23 protein-coding genes and 1 tRNA gene are annotated in these 22,568 nt (G+C 69.7%); 16 read left to right on the top strand and 8 right to left on the bottom strand.

Translation table 11 applies throughout. From position 1 onward, the window contains the following. Positions 1–52: 52 nt before the first annotated feature. On the bottom strand, positions 53–721 hold the full coding sequence (locus tag ACQ7HM_RS09410; protein WP_434215996.1) for a 5-formyltetrahydrofolate cyclo-ligase: 669 nt from the start codon (positions 719–721) through the stop codon (positions 53–55). A 177-nt stretch (positions 722–898) separates the two neighbouring features. Between ACQ7HM_RS09410 and ACQ7HM_RS09405 the strand changes: the two genes are divergently transcribed. The 9 genes from ACQ7HM_RS09405 (at position 899) to ACQ7HM_RS09365 (ending at position 9,081) form a co-directional block, all read left to right on the top strand. Beyond that, entirely contained in the window at positions 899–1,831 is a 933-nt protein-coding gene (locus ACQ7HM_RS09405) for a UTP--glucose-1-phosphate uridylyltransferase (protein ID WP_434215995.1), read from the top strand. Positions 1,832–1,919: 88 nt separating this feature from the next. Continuing rightward, on the top strand, positions 1,920–3,188 hold the full coding sequence (gene glp, locus ACQ7HM_RS09400; protein ID WP_045823979.1) for a molybdotransferase-like divisome protein Glp: 1,269 nt from the start codon (positions 1,920–1,922) through the stop codon (positions 3,186–3,188). Between the two features lie 15 nt (positions 3,189–3,203). Further along, positions 3,204–3,866, top strand: a complete 663-nt coding sequence (locus ACQ7HM_RS09395) for a GNAT family N-acetyltransferase (RefSeq protein WP_434216397.1) — start codon at positions 3,204–3,206, stop codon at positions 3,864–3,866. A 155-nt stretch (positions 3,867–4,021) separates the two neighbouring features. Further along, on the top strand, positions 4,022–5,029 hold the full coding sequence (sepX, locus tag ACQ7HM_RS09390; RefSeq protein ID WP_434215994.1) for a divisome protein SepX/GlpR: 1,008 nt from the start codon (positions 4,022–4,024) through the stop codon (positions 5,027–5,029). Further along, on the top strand, positions 5,026–5,361 hold the full coding sequence (locus tag ACQ7HM_RS09385; protein WP_434215993.1) for a hypothetical protein: 336 nt from the start codon (positions 5,026–5,028) through the stop codon (positions 5,359–5,361). Before sepX ends, ACQ7HM_RS09385 begins: the two co-directional genes overlap by 4 nt. Before the next feature lie 53 nt (positions 5,362–5,414). Continuing rightward, positions 5,415–5,487, top strand: a tRNA-Ala gene (locus ACQ7HM_RS09380). 179 nt (positions 5,488–5,666) lie between these two features. Beyond that, entirely contained in the window at positions 5,667–6,902 is a 1,236-nt protein-coding gene (locus tag ACQ7HM_RS09375; protein ID WP_434215992.1) for an acyl-CoA dehydrogenase family protein, read from the top strand. 4 nt (positions 6,903–6,906) lie between these two features. Further along, on the top strand, positions 6,907–7,518 hold the full coding sequence (locus ACQ7HM_RS09370; protein WP_434216396.1) for a TetR/AcrR family transcriptional regulator: 612 nt from the start codon (positions 6,907–6,909) through the stop codon (positions 7,516–7,518). 48 nt (positions 7,519–7,566) lie between these two features. Further along, positions 7,567–9,081 carry a phytoene desaturase family protein gene (locus ACQ7HM_RS09365; RefSeq protein WP_434215991.1) on the top strand — a complete coding sequence of 505 codons (1,515 nt, stop codon included), beginning with the start codon at positions 7,567–7,569 and terminating at the stop codon, positions 9,079–9,081. Here ACQ7HM_RS09365 and ACQ7HM_RS09360 read toward each other — a convergent pair. Beyond that, positions 9,068–10,123, bottom strand: a complete 1,056-nt coding sequence (locus ACQ7HM_RS09360) for a threonine aldolase family protein (protein ID WP_434215990.1) — start codon at positions 10,121–10,123, stop codon at positions 9,068–9,070. The two genes, ACQ7HM_RS09365 and ACQ7HM_RS09360, sit on opposite strands and share 14 nt — an antisense overlap. An 87-nt stretch (positions 10,124–10,210) precedes the next feature. On the opposite strand from ACQ7HM_RS09360, the gene ACQ7HM_RS09355 reads away from it, so the two are divergent. Genes ACQ7HM_RS09355 through ACQ7HM_RS09345 form a run of 3 tightly spaced genes read left to right on the top strand, consistent with a single transcriptional unit; the run spans position 10,211 to position 12,956 of the window. Beyond that, a complete protein-coding gene (locus tag ACQ7HM_RS09355; protein WP_434215989.1) occupies positions 10,211–10,603 on the top strand; it encodes a nuclear transport factor 2 family protein in 393 nt (130 codons plus the stop codon). A gap of 10 nt (positions 10,604–10,613) precedes the next feature. Next, a complete protein-coding gene (locus tag ACQ7HM_RS09350; RefSeq protein ID WP_434215988.1) occupies positions 10,614–12,359 on the top strand; it encodes a DUF2207 domain-containing protein in 1,746 nt (581 codons plus the stop codon). Positions 12,360–12,392: 33 nt separating this feature from the next. Next, complete coding sequence (locus ACQ7HM_RS09345) at positions 12,393–12,956, top strand: LemA family protein (protein WP_434215987.1); 564 nt, start codon at positions 12,393–12,395, stop codon at positions 12,954–12,956. Here ACQ7HM_RS09345 and ACQ7HM_RS09340 read toward each other — a convergent pair. Together ACQ7HM_RS09340 and ACQ7HM_RS09335 are read right to left on the bottom strand one after the other, a co-directional pair. Further along, entirely contained in the window at positions 12,953–14,101 is a 1,149-nt protein-coding gene (locus ACQ7HM_RS09340; protein ID WP_434215986.1) for a macrolide family glycosyltransferase, read from the bottom strand. The two genes, ACQ7HM_RS09345 and ACQ7HM_RS09340, sit on opposite strands and share 4 nt — an antisense overlap. Positions 14,102–14,156: 55 nt before the next feature. Continuing rightward, positions 14,157–14,534 (bottom strand): nitroreductase family deazaflavin-dependent oxidoreductase, encoded by a 378-nt coding sequence (locus ACQ7HM_RS09335; RefSeq protein WP_434215985.1) that lies wholly within the window; start codon positions 14,532–14,534, stop codon positions 14,157–14,159. 104 nt (positions 14,535–14,638) lie between these two features. Here ACQ7HM_RS09335 and ACQ7HM_RS09330 point away from each other — a divergent pair, with 104 nt between their 5' ends. Continuing rightward, positions 14,639–15,943: a DUF222 domain-containing protein gene (locus ACQ7HM_RS09330; RefSeq protein ID WP_434215984.1), complete on the top strand. Its 1,305-nt coding sequence runs from the start codon at positions 14,639–14,641 to the stop codon at positions 15,941–15,943. On the opposite strand, the gene ACQ7HM_RS09325 is transcribed toward ACQ7HM_RS09330, so the two are convergent. Beyond that, positions 15,940–16,743 (bottom strand): HugZ family protein, encoded by an 804-nt coding sequence (locus ACQ7HM_RS09325; RefSeq protein WP_434215983.1) that lies wholly within the window; start codon positions 16,741–16,743, stop codon positions 15,940–15,942. The genes ACQ7HM_RS09330 and ACQ7HM_RS09325 overlap by 4 nt on opposite strands. A gap of 2 nt (positions 16,744–16,745) precedes the next feature. Then, on the bottom strand, positions 16,746–18,422 hold the full coding sequence (locus tag ACQ7HM_RS09320; protein WP_434215982.1) for an FAD-binding dehydrogenase: 1,677 nt from the start codon (positions 18,420–18,422) through the stop codon (positions 16,746–16,748). Between the two features lie 91 nt (positions 18,423–18,513). Here ACQ7HM_RS09320 and ACQ7HM_RS09315 point away from each other — a divergent pair, with 91 nt between their 5' ends. From ACQ7HM_RS09315 to ACQ7HM_RS09305, 3 genes are read left to right on the top strand one after another with little or no spacing between them, the layout of a single operon-like run. Then, complete coding sequence (locus tag ACQ7HM_RS09315) at positions 18,514–19,416, top strand: ribokinase (protein ID WP_434215981.1); 903 nt, start codon at positions 18,514–18,516, stop codon at positions 19,414–19,416. Between the two features lie 57 nt (positions 19,417–19,473). Next, positions 19,474–19,632 carry a hypothetical protein gene (locus ACQ7HM_RS09310; protein WP_434215980.1) on the top strand — a complete coding sequence of 53 codons (159 nt, stop codon included), beginning with the start codon at positions 19,474–19,476 and terminating at the stop codon, positions 19,630–19,632. Continuing rightward, the gene (locus ACQ7HM_RS09305; protein WP_434215979.1) at positions 19,619–20,077 is read left to right on the top strand and encodes an NUDIX domain-containing protein; all 459 of its coding nucleotides are present in this window, start codon (positions 19,619–19,621) and stop codon (positions 20,075–20,077) included. Before ACQ7HM_RS09310 ends, ACQ7HM_RS09305 begins: the two co-directional genes overlap by 14 nt. Positions 20,078–20,086: 9 nt before the next feature. On the opposite strand, the gene ACQ7HM_RS09300 is transcribed toward ACQ7HM_RS09305, so the two are convergent. Both ACQ7HM_RS09300 and ACQ7HM_RS09295 read right to left on the bottom strand, forming a co-directional pair. After that, the gene (locus tag ACQ7HM_RS09300; RefSeq protein WP_434215978.1) at positions 20,087–22,237 is read right to left on the bottom strand and encodes a heavy metal translocating P-type ATPase; all 2,151 of its coding nucleotides are present in this window, start codon (positions 22,235–22,237) and stop codon (positions 20,087–20,089) included. Positions 22,238–22,250: 13 nt separating this feature from the next. Further along, positions 22,251–22,535, bottom strand: a complete 285-nt coding sequence (locus tag ACQ7HM_RS09295; protein WP_434215977.1) for a DUF1490 family protein — start codon at positions 22,533–22,535, stop codon at positions 22,251–22,253. Between the last annotated feature and the right edge of the window lie 33 nt (positions 22,536–22,568).

Below are 22,568 nucleotides of genomic sequence, written 5' to 3'. Positions count from 1 at the left end.
AGTCCAACGAGTTCGAGCAAGAGGGCGCTCGCGCCGCGAGCCGGCCTTCATTCTAGCGCTGGTCTGGCACTCGCCGCGTTTGAGTGCCAACTGTGCCCGGACGGGTCAGTCGGGTGAAGCCCGCGTGCGGCGTCAGCGCCCACCCCATCGCGACGTCGTGACCGTCGCCGGGCACCTCCCCGAGCAGTTCGCCGTCGTAGACCACGGCGACGAGATCGGCGGTCGTGGCCGTCAACGAGCGGTCGTAGTAGCCCGCGCCGCGTCCGAGCCGCGTGCCCGCACGGTCGACGGCCAGCGCGGGCACGAAGATGAGCGTCGCGGCGTCGACGGCGTCGGTGGGGAGGCGCTCGCCCGTCGGTTCGCGCAGGCCGAAACGGCCCGGGGCGAGATCGTCGCTGCTGGTGTACCGCGCCCAGGTCAGAGCCGTCGCCGGACCGTCGGCGGTCACGGGCACCAGCACCCGCAGCCCCCGGTCGGCCAGAGCGGTGAGGAGGGCCGAGGTGTCGGGTTCGGTGCCGATCGAGACGTAGGCGCCGACGGTGTCGCCGGACCGCAGGGGCACCGGCGACGCGTCGAGCCACCGGGCGATGGCCCCGCCGTCCGCGGCGCGTGCCTCGGGGTCGAGGTCGGCGCGCGCGGTCACCAACCTGCTGCGCAGGGCACTTTTCGCCTCCGCGACGGCGTCGTTCACGAGTTCGGGACCCGCGTGCTGCCGGAGCACCCGATCATGTGAACAACCGCACCGCCCATGGGTTCCACCCCTCACGTTCATCGTCCACCCGTTAGATTCACAGTAGGTCGTCAGTTCGGGAACATACGGTTGCGTCCACGCCACACGGGACACGAGCCATGGGCACCACGAAACGGACGCGCGTTCGCGCGAGGAGAAGGGCAGGGAATGGGATCCCAAGGGGTCGAGTACGAGTCGGTACCGAACACACCACCGCTCCCGCGGACGGCCATCGTGCCCGCCGCCGGGCTCGGGACACGGTTCCTCCCGGCGACGAAGACCGTCCCGAAGGAACTGTTGCCGGTGGTCGACACCCCCGGTATCGAACTGGTCGCCGAGGAGGCGAAATCGGCGGGGGCGCAACGACTCCTGATCGTCACCTCTCCGGGCAAGGACGGTGTCGTCGCCCACTTCGTCGAGGATCTCGTGCTCGAGTCGACGCTCGAGAAGCGCGGCAAGAACGCGATGCTGGCCAAGGTGCGCAACGCGCCGTCGCTGATGGAGGTCGCCTCCGTCGTCCAGGACAAGCCGCTGGGACTGGGCCACGCCGTGGGCTGTGTCGAGCCGCTGCTGGCCGACGACGAGGACGCCGTCGCGGTGCTGCTGCCCGATGACCTGGTGCTGCCCGGGGGTGTTCTCGAGGTCATGGCCCGCACCCGCGCCCGCCGCGGCGGCACCGTGCTGTGCGCCATCGAGGTCCCGCCGGAGAAGATCAGCGCCTACGGCGTGTTCGACGTCGAGGAACTCCCCGACGCCCACAACCCGAACGTGATGCGCCTCAAGGGCATGGTGGAGAAGCCCGACGCGGCCGACGCCCCGAGCAACCTCGCCGCCGCGGGTCGCTACATCCTCGACCGCGCGATCTTCGACGCCCTGCGGCGCATCGAGCCCGGCGCCGGGGGCGAACTCCAGCTCACCGACGCCATCGCGCTGCTGATCGACGAGGGACACCCGGTCCACGTGGTGATCCACCACGGCACCCGACACGATCTGGGCAACCCCGGGGGGTACCTCAAGGCCGCCGTCGATTTCGCGCTCGATCGCGACGACTACGGTCCCGACCTGCGCGAGTTCCTCGAAGAGCGCCTGAAGCAGGACTGAGATCACCCCGCCACCCGGCCCCCACATCGCGTCGTGCCCGGGTTTCGCGCCTGCGACCGGTTAACGTCACACGACGTCAGGAGGCGAGATGCGGTCGGTCGAAGATCAGTTGACCCGGGTCACGGCGGCTGCCGTGGCGCCGCGTCCGGTGCGTGTGGCCATTTCCGAGGCCCAGGGCCTGTTGTGCGCCGAAGAGGTGGTCACCGAGAACCCGCTGCCCGGGTTCGACCAGGCGGCGATCGACGGATACGCCGTGCGCAGTGTCGATGTGGCCGAGGCGGGGGTCGTCGCGTCCGACGACTCCGAGGCCCCCGGCGAGCACGTCGTGGTGGTGCTGCCGGTCGTCGGTGAGGTCGCCGCGGGAGCCCGCACCCCGACGCGCCTGCAGCCCCGGCAGGCCGTGCGCGTCGAGACCGGCGCGCCGCTGCCGACCCTGGCCGACGCGGTGCTGCCGCTGCGGTGGACCGACGGTGGCCTGTCGAAGGTGAAGGTCGGGCACGCCGTGGAGAGCGGCGACTACGTGCGCCGCGTCGGAGACGACGTGCAGCCCGGCGACGTCGCGGTCCGTGCGGGCACCATCATCGGTGCCGCACAGGTGGGATTGCTTGCCGCGGTGGGCCGTACGCGCGTGCTGGTCCACCCGCGTCCGCGGCTGTCGGTGATCTCCGTCGGAGGCGAGCTCGTCGACATCGACCGCACGCCCGGTGCCGGACAGGTCTTCGACGTCAACAGCTACTCGCTGGCCGCGGCCGCCCGCGACGCCGGCGCCGACGTCAACCGGGTCGGCATCGCCAGCCGGGAGGCCTCGCAGCTACGGGATGTGGTCGAGGGACAGCTCATCCGCTCGGAGATCGTCGTCATCTGCGCGCCACTCGGCGGCACCGCCTCGGACAACATCCGCGACGCGCTGCGCCCTCTCGGCGACATCGACGTCGGGCGCATCGCGATGCATCCGGCGTCGGTGCAGGGTTTCGGTCAGCTCGGGCGTGACGAGGTCCCGACGTTCCTGCTGCCGTCGAACCCGGTGAGTGCGCTGGTGGCGTTCGAGGTGATGGTCCGCCCGCTGGTGCGCATCGCGCTGGGCAAGCGCAAGCCGATGCGCCGGGTGATCCGCGCCCGCACGGTCGGCCCGATCGCATCGGTGCAGGGACGCAAGGGGTATCTGCGAGGCCAGCTCATGCGCGACGAGCAGACCGGCGAGTACCTGGTGCAGGTGATCGGCACGTCGGAGAGCGGTTCGTCGCACCTGCTGGCCGGGTTGGCCGAGGCGAACTGTCTGGTGATGGTCGACGCCGATGTCGACGAGGTGCGCACCGGCGACGAGGTGGATGTCGCCTTCCTGGCCCAGCGCGGGTAATACAGTTTTCCTGTGATCCGACGGTGGACCGGTGGCGGCGGTGCCTCGCACCCCGGGTGGCCTGCTGCGCTCGGCCCGCTCATCACCCGGGCCGGAGCGGTGACCCTGCGCGGTGTCCGCATGCGCGACGCTCGCCCCTGGAGCAATCTGCGCGTCGCCAATCAGAACACCCTGATGCCGTGGGAGCCGACCGGGCAGGGTGATTGGGCCGATCGCCACCACATCACCTCGTGGCCGGCGCTGCACTCGGTGCTGCGGCGCGAGGCGAAGGCCGGGGCCATGCTGCCGTTGGTGATCGAGGTCGACGGGCAGTTCGCCGGGCAGCTCACCATCGGCAACATCCAGCGCGGGGCGCTGCGCAACGCCTGGATCGGCTACTGGATCGACAACGCCCTCGCCAACCAGGGGGTCGCGACCGCCGCGGTCGCACTGGGGGTCGACCACTGCTTCGGCGCCGTCGGACTGCACCGTCTCGAGGCGACCGTGCAGCCGACGAATCTCGCCTCGCGGGCGGTGCTGACGAAGGTCGGGTTCCGCACCGAGGGACTGCTCGAGCGCTACATGGACGTCGACCGCGGGTGGCGCGATCACCTGCTGTTCGCGCTGACCGTCGAGGAGATCTCGTCCAGTGCCGCCGAGGCGCTCGTGCGCAGCGGACGCGCCGCGTTCCCCTCCTGAGCTCTCTGGCCGATTCTGCCCGGCGAACTCGTCGCGTCGTCGGCGCGTCTGCGCTGGTCCGGCCCCGTGTCGACTTAGCCTGAGACCGAGCCTGTGACTGATGTGGTTGCGGTGACGTGTCGCGAGCGGTTCGCACGGAGAGGAGAGCCCCGATCATGCCGAATTCGGTTCTGTGGGTGTGTCTGGTGGCGATCTGGCTGTTCGTGCTGGTCCCGATGGTCATCAAGGGACGACCCGAGGTGCGCAAGACCACCGAGGCCACCCTGGCCACACGCGTCATCAACCGTGGCGGACGGGCCATGGCCCGCGCGACCAGCAAGGTCGCCAGCGGCCGCCACCCCCACGACGCCGAGTGGGTCGCCCCGGCGCGCGAGTACCGCAAGCGCGGTGAACTGCTCAACGACGCCGACGATCACGCCGACGCGCGTGCCGAGGTGGCCGACGACGAGCCCGAGGTCGACGTCGACGAGGTCGCGGCCGAGAGGGTCGAGACCTCCGATGCCGACACGGCGACCGACACCACCGTCGCGGCCGAGGTCGATGACGAGACCGACACCGAAGAGACCGACGCCGACGCCACAGACCTCGAGGTCGGGTACGACGAGGACGATGTCGACGAGACCGACGCCGCCGACGAGATGGACCCGGATGTTGACGATGCAGACGACGACTACGAGGTGGTCGCCGAACCGCTGACCCGTCGCGGACGCGGGGGATACGACGCCGACGCGGACTCGCGTCGCAGCGAGACCCGGTACCGCCGCCGCCAGCGCGTGGTGATGGCCCTCGCGGTGGTGGCGGTCGCGAGCATCGGCGTCGGGGTGTTCCTCGGCGGGATGGGCTGGGCGGTCACCGGTGTCGGAGTGGCGCTGCTCGTCGCATACATGGCCTTCCTGCGCCGCGCGGTCCGGGTCGAGGAGCGGATCCGTCGGCAGCGTGCTGCCCGCGCCGCGAGGGCCGCCCGCCAGATGCGACCCGGTGTGCGCGACCACGACGACGCCGGTGGCCCGCTCGACGACGAGATCCCTCTGCACCTGCGCCGCCCCGGCGCCGTCGTGCTCGAGATCGACGACGAGCACCCGGTCTTCGAACACCTTCCCCCCTTCCAGCGCCGTCGTGTGATGCGCGAGGACTCCGACCTGGCACGAGTCGTCGGGCAGTGACCGCCACCTGGGACTCGGTGTGCGCACGCGCCGCCGAGCTCCCGGAGGTCACCGTCGGTGACCACCACGGGATGGGCGCGATCCGATTCCGGAAGAACGTGCTCGCCACCCGACCCGACGACACCGTCGTGCGGATCATGGTCGCCGAGGAGCAGATTCGCGAGGCGGTCGCCGAGTTCGACTGGTGCACAACGGTGATGTGGGGAGCCACGCCGTCCGCGGTCGCGGTGACGCTGGCCGAGGCCGACCCCACCGTCGTGGTCGAGCTGCTCACCGACGCCTGGCGACGACGCGCCCCGAAGTCGATGGTCGCTCGCTTCGACGGTGCCTGACCTCGCGTTTTTCCAGGTGCGCCACCCTTTGCTAGAGTTGTCGAGTTGTACCAGGGGCTATAGCGCAGTTGGTAGCGCGTCTCGTTCGCATCGAGAAGGTCGGGAGTTCGATTCTCCCTAGCTCCACTTCGTTCCTCGTTCCTCATCGCGCTTTCTGCGCACATCACGCACTTCTCATAGCCCTCTTCGGGGACTGGCCATCGATGGGCCATGCCTGTTCGGCACAAACAGTCAGCATTGACTGTTTGCTGGATGGGTGCTTTCGTGGAGTCCGACAGCCGACCCCGATCGAATCGAGCAGGGCCATGACGAGCACGCTCACCACCCACGACGTCCCGCGCACGCAGGACACCATGTCGCATGACATCTGGTTGCCCGCCGAGATCGCCGAGCTACGTGCCGCCGCCCGCCGCGCCGTCGAGGAGAACGTCGCCCCTGTGGCGCGACGGATCGGATCGCAGGAGGAATCGGTCGAGAACTTCCCGTGGGACGCCTTCCGTGGCCTCGCCGGAGCGGGCATGTTCGCCGTGCCCTTCGACGGTCCCCGGGGCCGCGGCCTGCACCACCGGATGCTCGGCACCTGCACGGTGACCGAGGAGATCGCCTACCACTCGTCGTCGATGGCCGGCGTCTACGACGGGCAGTGCATTCTCGTGCCCCAGGCGCTGAGTTTCGCCACCGAATACATGCAGTCGCAGCTGCTGCCGCAGTTGATCTCCGGCGAACAGGCCTTCTCGTTCGCCACCACCGAACCCGACGCCAGCAGCGACCTGTCGATCGACACCTTGCAGACCGTGGCCGAGGAGACCGACACCGGTTTCGTGGTGAACGGGCGCAAGCGGTGGATCACCAACAGTGTGGTCGCGAGATGGGCTGCGGTGCTGGTGAAGACGGGTCAGCGGATGAACATGCTGCTCATCGACCTCACCGCCGACGGCGTACGCATCGGTGCACCCGACCTCAAGATGGGGCACCGCGGACAGATCACCGCCGACATCGTCCTCGAGAACGTGGTGGTGCCTCGTGAGCACCTGCTCGGCACACCGGGCGGTGGGCTGTCGGTGGCGTTGTCGTGCCTCATTCGCGGACGGATCGGGATCGGCGCCGCCGGTGTCGGTGTCGCGCAGGCCGCACTCGATCTCGCCGTACACCGACTGCGCACGCGGCAGGTGTTCGGCGGGCCGCTCGGGCGGATGCAGCACTGGCAGTTCACCCTCGCCCAGCGCGCCACCGAGATCGAATGTGCGCGTTCGTTGTATCAGAAGGCGGCGATGCGCCTCGACCTCGGCGACCGGGCCGCCGAGCCCGAGGCGGCGATGGCCAAGGCCTACGGGACGCGGGTCGCCGTCGACACTGTCCGCGACTCGCTGCAGATCCACGGCGGCTTCGGTTTCGCCCGGCAGATCTCCGAGACGGGGAAGTCGGTGAGACTCGAGGAGCTCTACCGCGATGCGAAGATCCTGGAGATCTTCGAGGGTGCGAACGAACTGCAGCATTGGGTGATCGCGCGCAACCTCATCGGGCGTGACGTCACCGGCTGAGATGATGGAGGCGATGACCACCAGCGCCCGTCCCGAGCAGGAACGCAGCCGGCAGGCGAAGCGCCGGATCCTCGACGCCGCCGTCCGCGTCCTCGTCGACGAGGGGTACGCCCACGCCACCACCCTGCGCATCCAGAAGGAGGCGGGGGTCTCACGCGGCGGGCTGCTGCACCACTTCCCCTCGCGTGACGAGCTGCTCGTCGCCGCGGTCCATCACCTCGCGGCCGAGCGGGTCGCCGATCTCGGCGCCCGTGGCGACTGGCCGCGCGATCCCCACGATCGGATCGCCGAGGCCGTCGCCACGATGTGGGCCACCTACGCACAACCGTATTTCTGGGCGTCGGTGGAACTCTGGGTGGCCGCACGATCCCATGAGGCGCTGCGCGCGGCGCTGCTCCCGGAGGAGCGATCGATGGGTGCGATGGTGCGCGCATCGACCGACACCTTCTTCGGCGACGTCCTCACCGCACACCCCGACTACCCGATGGTGCGGGAGGTGCTCAACACCAGCATGCGCGGGGTCGCCCTGACCTACGCGATCGACCGACGCGAGCCGGCCGACGATCCGCATCTGCACTCCTGGACCGCGTTGGCGACGGCTGCCCTGCTGCGATAGGGGCGACCGCCGGCCGCGTGGCACCATCGAAGAGATGGAGTGCTGCACATGACCGAGGTCGTCGTGATCGGTGCCGGTGTGGGCGGTCTCGCCGCCGCGGTCCGTCTGGCCGCCGCCGGTCATCAGGTCACCGTGTACGAACAGGCGCAGACCGCCGGGGGGAAGCTCGGGGTGATCTCGCGCGACGGGTTCGTCTTCGACACCGGGCCGTCGCTGGTGACGCTCCCCGACATCCTCGAGGACCTGTTCGCCGCGACGGGGGTGTCGGTGCACGACGTCCTCGACGTGCGCCGCCTCGACACCGCCGCGCAGTACCGCTTCCCCGACGGGACCGTGCTCGACATGCCGGGTGACCTCACGCAGATCCCGGCCGCCATCGATACGGCACTCGGTGCCGGGCGCGGGAACGAGTGGTCGGCGTTCCTGCGTCGCGCCGAACGCATGTGGGACCTCTCGCGGGAGATCTTCCTCGAGTCGCCGCTGACCGTCGCCGCGATGCGTCGGCGACCGCCCCCGCCGCTGTCGGCGCTCGCCGCGATCTCGCCGCTGCGCAGCATGCGGGGTCTGGGGCGGCGATACCTGAAGGACGAGCGACTGCGCATGCTGCTCGATCGCTACGCCACCTACACCGGATCCGACCCGCGGCGTGCCCCGGCGGCGCTGGCCACCGTGCCGTGGTCGGAGCAGGCCTACGGATCGTGGTACGTGGCAGGAGGTTTGGGTCGCATCGCGACCGCCCTGCACGATCGGCTGACGGCGCTCGGCGGATGCATCGAGTTCGGTGTGCAGGTCACCGCGATCACCACCGACCCGTCGGGTCACGTCGACGGGATCGCCCTCGCCGACGGGCGACGGATCGCAGCGGACGTGGTGGTCGCCAACGCCGACGCGCGCACCGTCTACGGGACGTTGATCCGCACGCCGACCGCGACCCGACTTGCGAAACGTGTTCGCACACCGACACCGTCGTTCTCCGGGTTCGTGCTGTTGCTCGCGGTCGACGATCCGCCGGCCGATCAACCACATCATCAGATCCTGTTCGCGGAGGACTATGACGCCGAGTTCGACGCGCTGTTCGGCCGCAACGGCGGTCCCCGACCGGTCGAGCGGCCCACGGTCTACATCAGCGCCCCCGCCGACCCCGCGATCGTCCCCGGGCCGGGCACCGGTGCGTGGTTCGTCCTCGTCAACGCCCCGCGGCACGATCCCGCCGCCGGGATGGACTGGGATGCACCCGGTCTGGCCGAGGACTACGCGAACCGGATCATGACGATCATGGCCGACCGTGGTGTCGACGTGCGGTCACGTGTGCGGTGGCGCGAGATCCTCTCCCCGGCCGAACTCGAGCGTCGCACGCTGACCCCGGGGGGCTCGATCTACGGATCGTCGTCGAACGGGCCGCGCGCGGCGTTCCTGCGGCCGGGCAACGAATCCCGCATCCCCGGGCTCTATCTCGTCGGCGGGTCCTCCCACCCCGGAGGTGGACTGCCCCTCGTGATGCTCTCGGGCAAGATCGTCGCCGACCTGATCGGACCCGCGACGGAGTCCGTCAGCGACGTGTGAGGTCGGCGACCGCGCCGAGCAGATCGTCGATGTCATTCTCGCGGTGGACGAACGAGGTGACCAGTCGGACCGTGCCCGGTGCCCAGCGATCGTGATAGAAGCCGTACCCCCGATCGAGCAACCCCGCGATGAGGTCGGCGGGGAAGTGGCAGAACAGGATGTTGGCCGCGAGGTCGCCGAGAATCCGGACCCCTGGGGCCTGCGCGAGTCCCTCGCGGAGCCGCGCGGCCATGGCGTTGGCGTGGCGGGCGTTGCGCAGCCAGAGATCGTCGTCGAGGTACGCGTGCAGCTGAGCGGTCTGGAACCTCATCTTCGAGGTCAGCTGGCCGCCGCGCTTGTGGCGGTAGGACAGCTCGGTGCGCAGCGCCGGATCGAACGAGATGATGGCGTCTGCGGTGAGTGCGCCGTTCTTGGTGGCGCCGAACGACAGGACGTCGACGCCACTGCGCCACGTCATCTCCGCCGCGCTGATATCCAGCGCCACCAGGGCATTGGCGAACCGGGCGCCGTCCATGTGTACGCGAAGCCCCGCGTCATGAGCGATCTCCGCCAGTGCACGGATCTCGTCGAGTCCGTAGACGCTCCCCGACTCGGTGGCCTGCGTGATGCTCAGGACGCTGGGCTGCACGCTGTGGACGTCGCCCCGTCGTCGGTGGACCGCCGCTCGGAGGCCGTCGGGATCGATGCGTGAGTTCTCGCCGTCGAGACCGACGATCTTCGCCCCGTCGGCGAAGAACTCCGGTGCACCGGCCTCGTCGGTGTCGATGTGGGCGGTGCGGTGTCCGAGCACCGATCCCCACGGCGGGGTGAGCGCGGCGATCGCGATGCCGTTGGCCGCCGACCCGGTGCCGACGGCGAACACGTCGGCGGGCCGCTCGAAGACCTCGGCGACCTTCTCGACCAGCGCTCGCGAATGGTCGTCGTTGCCGTACGGAGCGGCGAGTCCCGCCGACGCCGCGGTGACCGCGGCCAGGATCTCGGGGGACCCGCCGGCCGCGTTGTCGCTGAGGTATCCCCGCAGCGGTGCAGGCGAGTCGGGCATGGGTACCTTTCGCTGGGATCTATGGACGTGCGCATAGAAGTCCGGTAGGACAGTCACCAACACCATCACACGACGCGGGGAGTAGACGTGCAGGCATTCCGGGATGCGGTGGAGGCCGTCGATCACGAGGCTATCGAGCGGTTACTGGCCGACGACGTCGTCTTCCGGTCGCCGGTCGCCTTCGCGCCGTACTCCGGTCGGGCGATGACCGCCGGGATCCTGCGTGCGGTGTTCCGGGTGTTCGAGGACTTCCGCTACGTGCGGCAGATCGACGACGGCGCCGACCACGTCCTGGTCTTCGAGGCCCAGATCAACGGTCGCAGCGTGCACGGGTGCGACATCCTGCACACCAATGCCGACGGCCTCATCGAGGAGTTCACCGTCATGGTGCGGCCACTGTCCGCGGCGAACGCCCTCGCCGAGCGCATGGCCGACGAGTTCGCCGCCGAGATGAAGCGGATGGACACCTCCTCGCAGTAGGCTCCGCGCCATGAGGCGTGCGGTGATGGTGCTGGTCGGGCTCATCGTGGCGCTCGCCGCGATGTTCGCCCCCGTGGTGTTCGCCTCGGGCGACGACGCCGCGTCGGGCACCGAGAGCGCCACCATCAGCGACTATCAGGCCCGATTCGACGTCGCCCGTGACGGGACGCTGCGCGCCACCGAGACCCTGCGGGTCGACTTCCCGCTCTACCGCCACGGCATCTTCCGCTTCTTCGACGTGGTCGACCCGAACAACCCCGAAGCCCGACTCGTCCCGAAGGACATCGGCGTGACCCGCGACGGGCGCCCCGACGGACTCGACGTGAGCACCGAGAGCGGCGGTCGGTACGTGGTCGCGAAGATCGGTGACGCCGACGAGACCATCACCGGGTCGCATGTCTACGTCATCACCTACACCGTGCCCGGCGCGCTGTCGGCACCACTGAGCGGACGCGACGGCGCGCAGTTCTACTGGAACCTGATCCCCGGTGGCTGGCAGATGCCCATCGAGCGCAGCACGCTGACGGTGAATCTGCCTGCCGCGCCGCAGGACACGCGGTGTGCGGTGGGCTCGGCCTCCGACACCGGGTGCACCGCGACCGCGACCGGCAACACGCTGATGGTGGTGACCGGTGCCCTCGAGCCACACACGCCGGTCACCGTGCAGTCCTCGCTCGACGTGCCCGCGCCCAGCCGGGTGACCGTCCCCTGGTCGGTGACCCTCGATCCCGTTCTCGGTCGGTCGGTGTGGCTGGTCGTGGTGGTCGGCGTGCTCGCGGTGCTGGCCGGGATCGCCGCCTGGCTCATCGTGCGGACCACCCACGAGAGTTCGCCGGCCTTCCCGCTGATGTACGGCCCGCCCGAGGGCATCGGACCCGCGCAGGGCGCGTACCTCCTGACCGAGACGGTCACCGACGACCACTTCGCCGCGACCATGCTGCAGCTCGGCGAGGCAGGGGTCGCGACGCTGGAGAAAGACGGCACCACCTGGCGGATCACTGGCAAGGACGGCAACTGGGACGCCCTCGACGACGTCACCCGGCAGGCTGCGTCGACGTTGGGGATCGCGCCCGGACAGACCTTCGTCGCCGACCCCGACGACGCCGAGGGCGGCAAATCGCTGCGCGCGTCGCGACGGGCGTTCGACGGCTCGGTGTCGGGGTGGGCCCGCACGGCCGGACTGATGGAACGCGCCGGTCTCGGCGGAGCCGGGCGGGTGCTGCTGGTGCTCGGCGTCATCGCCGCCGCGGTGTTCTACTTCATCAACCCGTTCGACCGGTCGATGTTCGGTCTGCCGTTCGCGGTCTTCGCCGTCGTCGCGGTCCCGGTCCTCGCGCCGGGAGCGATGACGTTCCGCACCAGACGCGGTCGTGACGTGTGGTCGCAATTGGGTGGGTTCCGCCGTGTGCTGGGCACCCCCTCGAGCGAGGCCCGCTTCGATTTCAGTGGGCGTCACGAGCTCTACACCAAGTACATCCCGTGGGCCGTGGCCTTCGATGTCGCCGACGAGTGGGCCGAGAAGTACCGCGTCGCGAACCGACAGGAGCCGCCGACACCCGGGTACCTCAACGCCGGGCACGGCCTCGGCGTCGGTTACGGACTGGGCTCGATGAGTTCCTTCGCGTCGGACTTCTCGTCGTCGGTCGCGTCGTCGATCTCCTCCTACGAGGCCACGCAACAGTCGTCGAGCAGCAGTGGCGGCGGTGGGTTCTCCGGTGGCGGGGGAGGCGGCGGTGGTGGCGGCGGATCCTGGTAAACGTCAACAGCTCTCGAGAAAAGGACGCTCTTCGTGCTCATTGCTCTGATCGTGATCGTGGTGCTCATCGTCGCCGTCGTGGCGTTCGGTGTCATCGGGTACAACAAACTGAAGAAGGCCGACATCGGCGCCCAGGAGGCGCTCGGGGGCATCGACGTCCAGCTCACCCGGCGGGCCGATCTCATCCCCAATCTCGTGAACACCGTGAAGGGGTATGCGGCACACGAGAAGGGTGTGTTCGAGGCGGTCACCGAGGCGCGGTCGCGGGTTGCGGCCGCGGCGCAGGGCGACGCGGTGCCCGAGAAGGCTGCCGCCGATGCGCAACTGAACAAGGCCCTGGTGGACGTGATGGCCGTGGCCGAGGCGTACCCGGATCTCAAGGCCAACCAGGGATTCCTGGATCTGCAGGGCCAGCTGGCGGAGACCGAGAACCAGATCTCCTTCGCCCGCCAGTTCTACAACGACGCGGTCACCACGCTCAACACCCTGGTGCAGACCATCCCGTGGATGTTCTTCGCCGGCTTCGCCAAGGTCTCGACCCGCGAGTTCTACAAGGCTCCTGAAGGCCAGCAGGCGCCGCCGACGGTGAGCTTCTAGGCGAGGAACCGCTCGACCGCGTCGGCGGCGGCCGTGACGCCTCCGTGCGCCCGGACCTCGGCGCTGATCTCGGCGGCGCGATGGGTCAGGGTCAGCGCACCCTCGACGGTCTCGAGCAGCGTCTGCATCGTCGCCTCCTCCATCGTGAGCTGCGCTCCCACTCCGAGTTCGACGAGCATGTCGGCGTTGCCGAACTGGTCGACCGCTTGGGGGATGGCCACGGTGGGTACGCCGAACCACAGTGACTCGGTGCAGCCGCCCATCCCGGCGTGGGTGACGAACACCGATGCGGCGTCAAGGACCGCGAGCTGCGGAACGTGCCGGTGTATCTCCACGTTGGGTGGCAGTTCGCCGAGGTCGGTGGGGTCGACGCGGTGGCCGACGGAGATGACGACGTGCCAATCGGTGTCGGTGAACGTCTGGACGCACAACCGGTAGAAGTCGGGCTGTTCGTTGAAGCCGGTGCCGAAGGACACGTAGACGATCGTCCCGGCGGGTGGGGTCCAGCTCCGATCAGCGAGGCGATTCGGGTCGAGACACGGTCCGACGAACTGCACGTGATCACCGACCCGGTCGGCGTGCGGCTGCATCACCCTCGGGATGAGTGAGAGGCAGTGTTCGGGATAGGTGATCCAGTCCCACGGGTCGGTGTCGATACCGTTGCCTCGCAGCCATTCCGAGTACACGGCGTGATATCGCTCGCCGGCCGCCGAACTGCGTAGGGGACCCACGATGTCGGCGAGGTCGTCGGCGTACCCGTCCCAGGCCACGTACGCCGGTGACAGCTGTACAGCCGGAACCCCGTACCGCACACCGAGGACCGGTGCGGCGAGGCCGCCGATGTCGTACAGCAGCAGGTCGGGTCGATCGTGGTCGTAGAAGTGCGTCAGCGTGCCGAATGCTGCCAGCGTCTCGTCGAGGAACACGTGCATCGCCGCAGCAGGGTCGTCGGGCCACGCATCCTGTCCCTGCGGCAGAATGGACTCCCATGACACGATCTCGGCGCCGGATGGCTCGACGATCGTCGCGGCCGATCGGCCCACGGCGTAGGTGACACGATGTCCGCGCTGCACCATCTCGGCGATGACGGCCAGCGACGGGTAGATGTGGCTCGGAGCCGTCGTTCCGATCATCGCAAGGTGCATGGGCCCGACCGTAGGCGACGGGGTGCGTTCTGTGCGACCCCTTTTCGGTGGTGAGCTAGAGCCGCCGACCGATCGTGGCGACGAAGGTGAAGTCTCCCGCGCGAGCGTACCGGCCGGCCACACCTGTCGCGGTGATCTCCGACGCCGGAACGACTCTCGGGTCGGTGAGTTCGTACCGCTTGCCGGCGCGCCTGATCTCGCCGCCGTTCGCGGCGGTCACATTCTTCACCCATTGGGTGCGTGGTCCGTAGAGGACCGGTATCGCGAAACCCTGTGGCGTGTGGAACCCGACGACAGGCGTCCGATAGGAACGCCCGGAGGTGCGACCCGTGTGCAGGACCACCGCCCACGGCGGGATCAGCCACGCCCACAGGCCCTGCACGCGATTCGTCACGTGCTTGTTCACCGTCGCGACCACACCCGGGATCTGCATGGTGGGTCATGGTAGCGACGAACGGTTGCTCGTGGCGGATGTCGGTGGGTCCGGGTACACTCGAACATGTATTCGAGAGTTGATTCGGGGGGATCATGACAGCGATGCAGGACGCGACAGTGGTTGCACTGCAGTCGTTTCTGTCGCGTCTCGTCGACGCCCCCGACGCTGCCGATGAAGCCACCGCGATCGATCGGATCTCCCTTCTCGAGGCAATCAAGGCGGGTTGTGCTGCGGCGCAGGCGGTGGAGACGATGCGGCTCGAGGAGTTGCGTGTCGAGGCCGAGCGTTCGGCGGGTGTCCCGGTGGCGCGGCAGGGCCGTGGGTTGGCTGCGGAGGTGGCGTTGGCGCGGAGGGCGTCGGGGTCAGCGGGCGGTCGGTCTCTCGGTTTCGCGCGGGCGTTGATGCGCGAGATGCCGCACACGCGTGCTGCGTTGGCGTCCGGTGCGCTCACCGAGTGGCGGGCGTCGATCCTGGTGCGGGAGACCGCGCACCTCACCCCGCGTGATCGCGGCGAGATCGACCGCCGGCTCTGCGCCGACACGTCCGCACTCGAGGGTGTCGGGGACCGCGCACTCGACGCCGAGGTGAAAAGAATTGCCTACGAACTCGACCCGCAGGCGGTCGTCGACCGACATGCGCTCGCACCGAGAGATCGTCGGGTGTCGACGCGGCCGGCTCCTGACGGGATGGTGCGACTGTCGGCGTTGCTGCCGTTGGTGTCGGGGATCTCGGTGTTCGCGTCGCTGAAGAGGCATGCCGATGCGACCGTCGGCGGCGATGAGCGGACGCACGCGCAGGTGATGGACGATGCTCTCGTCGAACGCGTCACGGGCGTGGCGACCGCAGACGCTCTGCCGGTGGCGGTGAATGTGGTGATGTCCGACGAGGTCCTGCTCGGTGACAGCCCTGCGGCGGCGCACGTGACCGGCTACGGTCCGATACCGGCCGACACCGCTCGCGCGATGGTGGCCACCGCCCTCGACACCGATGCCCACTCGACCTTGAGGCGCCTGTACAAGGCTCCGTCGAGCGGAGCGCTGGTGGCGATGGACTCCACCGCACGTCTGTTCCCGGCCGGGCTCAAGACATTCCTCGACGTCCGCGACCAGTCCTGCCGCATCCCCTATTGCGATGCCCCGATCGCCGAATACGACCACGCCGAACCACATTCACAGGGCGGTGCGACGTCAGCAGACAACGGCAGCGGCATGTGCGTGAGCCACAACCGCGCCAAACAGAACCCCGGCTGGCTCGTCGTCACCGACGACACCGGAAGACACTCAGCCACACTCACCACACCCACCGGGCACAGTCACGTCTCGAGGGCCCCGGCACCGCCAGGTCACCACGACCAGCCCGGCAGTCCCGTCGAACGACGACTCCGCGCGATGCTCGACGCGGCTTAGTTGCGTGCGCGCTTCGCCAGTTCGACTGTCGCCGCGCGAAGATCGTCGATCGAGTCGATCGGCGCGGCGTATCCGACCCGGGTGTAGGCGATCCCGCGGGGCGTGGACACCTTGAGGTCGAGGCCGTAACGATCGGCCGCCGTACATGTCGCTCCGGTGGCATCGGGGAAGCCTCCGAGTGCCTGAGCCATCGCGGTCAGCGAGTCGGCGTGGTCGTCATTGAGATGTTCGATCGCACCGGACGCCTTCGGTGACACCGGATCGGGTTGTGCGGCCAGATAATCGGCGGCCGACGCGGAATCCATCCGCCCGTAGCCACCCACCCAGCGCACGCGGTCCACGCGGAGCACCCACAGGGTGAAATCGCTGTAGTCGATGTAGTATTTCGCCGCCGCCACCGACGCGAGGTGCGCCTCGCGCGCTGCGGTGTACTCGTCGCCCGTGGGCCGCTCGACCCGTCCGGCCAGCGTGATCCGTCCGCTCGCGAGTGGATCGGGATCGGTGGTGGGGGCCACGATGGCGAGGCTGGCGCGCTCGTCGCCGGACAGGTTGCGGCCGTGCTCGGCCATGTGCGAGACACACAGCACCGGTTGACCGTCGAGCAACCCGTACGTCACGTAGGACGCCCAGGGCTCACCGTCGGCGGTCAGGCTGGCCAACGTCGCCGTCGAGGTGGAGGCGGCGATCGTGCGCGCCTCCTCGGCGGCGCTGGGTCGGGCGGCGTTCGTCACCGGCGTCAGCGGTGCGGGTACCGAGGGGGCATCCCCCGGGTCACCGTGATCTCGCAGTGTCTCCGCCACGGTCAGTTCCCTCCCAGAGCAGATGCGGCGGCGCGTCCGGCGGTGCGCCCCGAGAACAGGCAGCCACCGAGGAACGTGCCCTCCAACGAGTTGTAACCGTGCACCCCGCCGCCGCCGAAGCCGGCGGCCTCCCCGGCCGCGTACAGGCCGTCGATCGCGACACCGTCGGAATCGAGAACGCGCGCATCGAGGTCGGTTTGAATGCCGCCCAACGACTTCCGGGTGACCACGTGGAGCTTGACGCCGATCAGCGGGCCGTCCTCGGGATCGAGGATCTTGCCGGGTGCCGCGGTGCGGCCGAGCCGCTCACCGATGAACGCCCGTGAGTTGCGGATGGCCATGATCTGGCTGTCCTTGCTGTAGGCGTTGTCGAGCTGCGAATCGCGGGCCTCGATCTGCTCGCGGATCGCCAACGAGTCGAGCAGCTCGGTGTCGGTGAGCTTGTTCATCCCTGCCACCAACTCCTCGAGGGTGTCGGCGACGACGAAATCGGCCCCCCGGCGCAGGAACGCGTCGACCGGTCCCGGTGCCGACGAACGCAGACGCTCGCGGGCCATCGCGATCTTGCTCTTGCCGGTGATGTCGGGGTTCTGCTCCGACCCCGACAGCGCGAACTCCTTGGCGATGATCCGCTGGTTGAGGATGAACCACGAATGGTCGTGCTCGGCGATGTCGGGAGTCGTGCGCAGGTGCTTGAGGGTGGCGAGGGTGTCGAAGCCGGGCAGACACGGATCGGGGAGTCGTCGACCGAGGGCGTCGAACCACATCGAGGAGGGCCCCGGCAGGATCCGGATCCCGTGCGACGCCCAGATGGGATCCCAGTTCTGGACGCCCTCGGTGTAGTGCCACATCCGATCCCGGTTCACGAGACGCGCGCCGGCCTTCTCGGCGATGTCGAGCATCCGGCCGTCGACGTACTCCGGGACACCGGTGATCATCGTCGACGGCGCGGTGCCGAGCCGCTCCGGCCAGAACTTGCGCACCAGATCGTGGTTGCCGCCGATACCGCCGGTCGTCACGACCACCGCCTGCGCCCGCAACGCGAAGTCGCCGACCACCTCTCGCGAGGTGGGCGCGCCGCGCACCGCGCGATCGGGTGCGAGCACGGTGCCGCTGACGCCCACCACCGCGCCGCCCTCGCGGATGATCGCGTCGACGCGGTGTCGGTGATGGAAGGTCAGGGTGCCCGCCGCGGCGGCTCGATGCGCGTGGGCGATGAACGGCTCGACGACGCCGGTGCCGGTACCCCACGCCACGTGGAAACGGGGCACCGAGTTCCCGTGCGCATCTGCGCGCAGACCGCCGCGTTCGGCCCACCCGACGGTCGGCAGGAACTTCACGCCGTGGCCGTCGAGCCACGGACGCTTCTCGCCGGCGGCGAACTCGACATACGCGCGGGCCCACTGCACGGCCCACGAGTCCTCGTCGTCGAGCCGGTCGAATCGAGCGCTGTTGCGCCAGTCCTGCCAGGCCAGGTCGAACGAGTCCTTCACGCGTAGTCGGCGCTGTTCGGGGCTGTCGACGAAGAACAGCCCGCCGAACGACCACCAGGCCTGGCCACCGAGGTTCTCGGCGTTCTCCTGATCGAGCAGCGCGACGCGGTGCCCGACACTGGTGAGTTCGTGGGCTGCGACGAGTCCGGCCAGACCCGCTCCCACGACGATGACGTCGACGTCCACGCTGCACCCCTGTCGGTCTGTGCCTACCTGCGATCCTCCCGGTCGACACTACTGCGCGGCACTCCCGCGGTGAACGGGCATGATCGCTCCCATGGCGGGCGCAGCGGACGACACCCCGAGCGTGGTCGTGGTCGGGTCGATCAACGTCGACGACGTGGCCGAGGTCGAACGGATCCCGCGCCCGGGAGAGACCGTTCTGGCCACGGCGTCGCGGCGCAACGTCGGCGGCAAGGGGGCCAACCAGGCCGTGGCCGCCCGCATCGTCGCCGACGACGTCGCCTTCATCGGGCGGGTCGGCACCGACGCCCACGGCGACTTCCTCCGTGCGGGCCTGCGCGATCACGGCGTCGACGCCGCGATGCTGCGCGCCGTCGACGGCCACGAGAGCGGCGCGGCCCACATCACGGTCGCCGACGGAGAGAACACGATCGTCGTGGTCGGCGGAGCCAACCAGGCCTGGGACACCCTCGACGACTCCGAGGTGGCCCGCGTCGGCGCGGCGGCCGTCGTGGTGTGTCAGCTCGAGATCCCGCCGAGCGTCGTCGACGACACCGCCACCCACACCCGCGGCAGGTTCGTGCTCAACGCCGCTCCCGCGGGGCCGGTGTCGACTCCGACGCTGCAGCGCTGCGACCCGGTGGTCGTCAACGAACACGAACTCGGCGCCCTCACCGGCCACGAGGTCGGCGACATCGCGTCGGTCACCACCGCCGCGGCCTCGCTCCTCGCGCACGGTGCGCGCAGCGTCGTCGCGACCCTCGGCGCAGCAGGGGCGGTGTGGGTCACCGGGGGCGGCAGCGGGCACACCCCGGCGCCGACGGTGCAGGTCGTCGACAGCACCGGGGCCGGAGACCTTTTCGTCGGCGTCCTCGCGGGCCGTCTGGCGACGGGAGCGTCGATGGCCGCCGCTGTCGCCGACGCCGTCGCCGCGGCGTCGGTGTCGGTCGGTGCGGTGGGCACCATCGACTCCTATCCGTCACGCGAGGAACTGTGAGTTCGACGCGCCGACGTCGGATTTGGTCCACGGGCGGCGGCAGTTCAGGATGATGCGATGCTGACTGTGATCGTCCTCACCGCGGTGGGGTCGTGGGGTGTCGTCTCCCCGGTGGCGGCGGTCATCGTCGGCTCGATGATCTCGCTGCGCGATGTCGGTCCGGTGCCTGCCGCAGCACCGCCCGCCCCCGTGAGCGACCTGCATGCCCCGGCGTAGCGCCGGCCTCCTGATCCACCGCGGCACCGGCACCGGGCTCGAGGTCCTGCTCGGGCATCCCGGCGGACCGTTCTACGTCCGCAAGGACGACGGGTGCTGGTCGATCCCCAAGGGCGAGTACACCGACGAGGATCCCCTCGACGCGGCCCGACGCGAGTTCCTCGAAGAGGTCGGCATCGCGGTGCCCGACGGCCCTGCGGTCGACCTCGGCGAGGTCCGGCAGTCGAGCGGCAAGATCGTCACCGCATGGGCCGTCGCCGGCGACATCGACGTGACCGTCGCGGTCAGCAACACCTTCGAGATCGAGTGGCCGCCGCGGTCGGGGACACTGCAGAGCTTCCCCGAGATCGACCGCGTCGAGTGGTTCGACCTGCCGACCGCACACACCAAGATCCTCGCCTCGCAACGGCCGTTCCTCGAACGACTGCTCGACGCCGTCGGCTGAGGTACTGCGTCAGACCGTCGCCGGATCGAGCCGGTGGCGGATGAGCCGCGAACTGTTGGTCACCACCGCCACGGACGACGCGTTGTGCAGGATCGCCGCCAGCACCGGCGACAACGCCCCGCCCGCGCCGACGAGCAGTCCCACCGCGTTCACCGCGATCGACATCCCGTAGTTCTGACCGATGAGATCGACGGTGCGGCCGCCGAGTTCGCGCACGTCGACCAGACGCCGCAGATCGTCGCCGGCCAACGCGATGTCGGCCGCCTCGACCGCGACATCGGTGCCACCGAGCCCCATCGCGATCCCGATGTCGGCCGCGGCGAGCGCCGGCGCGTCGTTGATGCCGTCGCCGACAACTGCCACCACGTGGCCCTCGTCCTGTAGTGCCCGCACCGCCTCGAGCTTGTCGTCGGGCAACACCTCGGCGCGCCACTCGTCGATCCCCAGTTCGGCGGCGACCGCGGCGGCGGTCACCGGATGGTCGCCGGTGAGCATGACGATGCGCGTCACCCCGACCGCGCGGAGTTCATCGATCACCTCCGCCGCCTCGGCGCGGACCTCGTCACGCAGGCTGATGAGTCCGACGAGTTCGCCGTCGACGGCGAGCAACAGCGGGGTCTCGGCGCGTCCGCGGAGATTGTCCACCCAGCGGTCGGCGTCCTCGGTCACCGCGACACCCTCGCCCGACAGGAACGACGGGCTGCCCAGCAGCAGGGTGCGCCCGTCGGCGCGGGTCCGCATGCCCAACCCCACGAGCACCTCGCACTCCTCGTGCGGCGGGATGGCGATCGCACGCTCCTCGGTGGAACGGATCACGGCCTCGGCCAACGGATGTCGGGAGTGGATCTCCGAGCTGGCCGCGTAGGCCAGCACCTGTTCGGGCTGCCACGCGTCGTGGAACGAGACGACGTTGGTGACGACAGGCCGGCCCTGTGTCAGCGTTCCGGTCTTGTCGAACACGACGGCGTCGAACCGGCCGGCCCGCTCGAGATGTGAACCGCCCTTGATCAGGATGCCGCGGCGGGCGCCGTTGCCGATGGCGGCACTGATCGCGGTGGGGGTGGCGAGTCCGACCGCGCACGGGCACGCGATGAGCAGCATCGTCATCGCGCGGCGCACGTCGAGGGTGAGGGCGAACGTCAACGCCGACACCGCGAACGACGCGGGGACGAAACGGCGGGAGAAGTTCTCGCCGACGGTCTGGATCTGTGCACGGTCGTGCTGGGCCTCCTCGACCCGGGAGATGATGCGCCCGATCGTCGTGTTGTCGCCGACGGCCTGCGCCCGGAGCACCAGGCGACCGGTCACCACCACCGAGCCCGCGAAGATCGTGTGACCGTGGGCGACCGCGACCGGCAGGCTCTCGCCCGTGATCGCCGACTGGTCGACCAGGGCGTCGCCGTCGACGACGACACCGTCGATGGGGACCGCGATGTGATCGTGCACGACGACCTCGTCACCGACCTGCAGGGTCTCGATGCCGACCTGGACCTCGATGCCGTCGGCGCCACGGACCCAGGCCGTGTCCTGATTGCCGCGCAGGAGGTCGGAGATGGCGCGACGGGTGCGGCGCAACGTGAGGTCCTGGAGGAACTCGCCGATGTTGAGCAGCCACAACACCGTCAGGGCGACGACGTTCTCGCGCAACAGCAGGCTGGCCACCGTCGCCGCCGACACGAGGGCGTCGGTACCCGCCGCGCGCCCGCCCCGCAGCGATCGCAACGCGCCGCGCAGGAACGGATACCCGGTCACGATGGTGACGCCGGTGGCAGCCAGTCGACTGGTCGGACCCAGCAGCGGCGGGCGGCGCAGCCCGTAGCGTCGGACACCCAGCAGCACCAACGCGATGCCGCCGATGCTCATGCGCACGATGTCGCCACCGGCGACCTCCGCGGAGTACGGGGCACGGGCGGGGAGCACATCGGTGGGGGTGTCGCGGGCGGCGATGACTGCGGCGAGCACCTCGGCGACGGCGACCTGCCCGGGGCGATACCAGACCACCACCGACGCCGATCGGGGATAGGCGTGCACGGCGCGGACACCGGTGAGTCGCAGCGCCGCCTCCTCGATGGCCACCGCGCCGGTGGTGGTGCCGCGTAACCAGTCGACACGGAGACGCAGCCGACCGGCGGCGTCGGACAGGACGGCCGGGGATGTCACGGGTGCGGCCGACTCAGTGTTCGTGACTGTGGCCGGCGTCGGCCGTCCCGGGCGGGGTGACCTCCTCGCCGATCCGGCCCTTCGCCTCGGCCACGACGTCGGCGACCGCGAGCCTTGCGTTCTCGGCGGCGGCCTCGGCCCTGCGGGTCCCGCGCAGGCCCCACGAGGTGAGGACCACCGCGGTGTCGCGGGGCGAGGACTTCGCGACGGCCTTGCGGGCCAGGTCGTAGGCGGCCGCGCCGACCGCGCCGGTCACCACCGTGGTCGCCGCTTTTCCGAGAAGGCCGTGCAGGGGCATCGTCGTGCATCCTTTGTTTCGGTGGGTCCGCCG

The sequence above is a fragment of the Williamsia sp. MIQD14 genome, assembly GCF_051025635.1.
GTDB lineage: Bacteria > Actinomycetota > Actinomycetes > Mycobacteriales > Mycobacteriaceae > Williamsia_A.
This window is presented reverse-complemented; position numbering and strand designations above follow the sequence as displayed.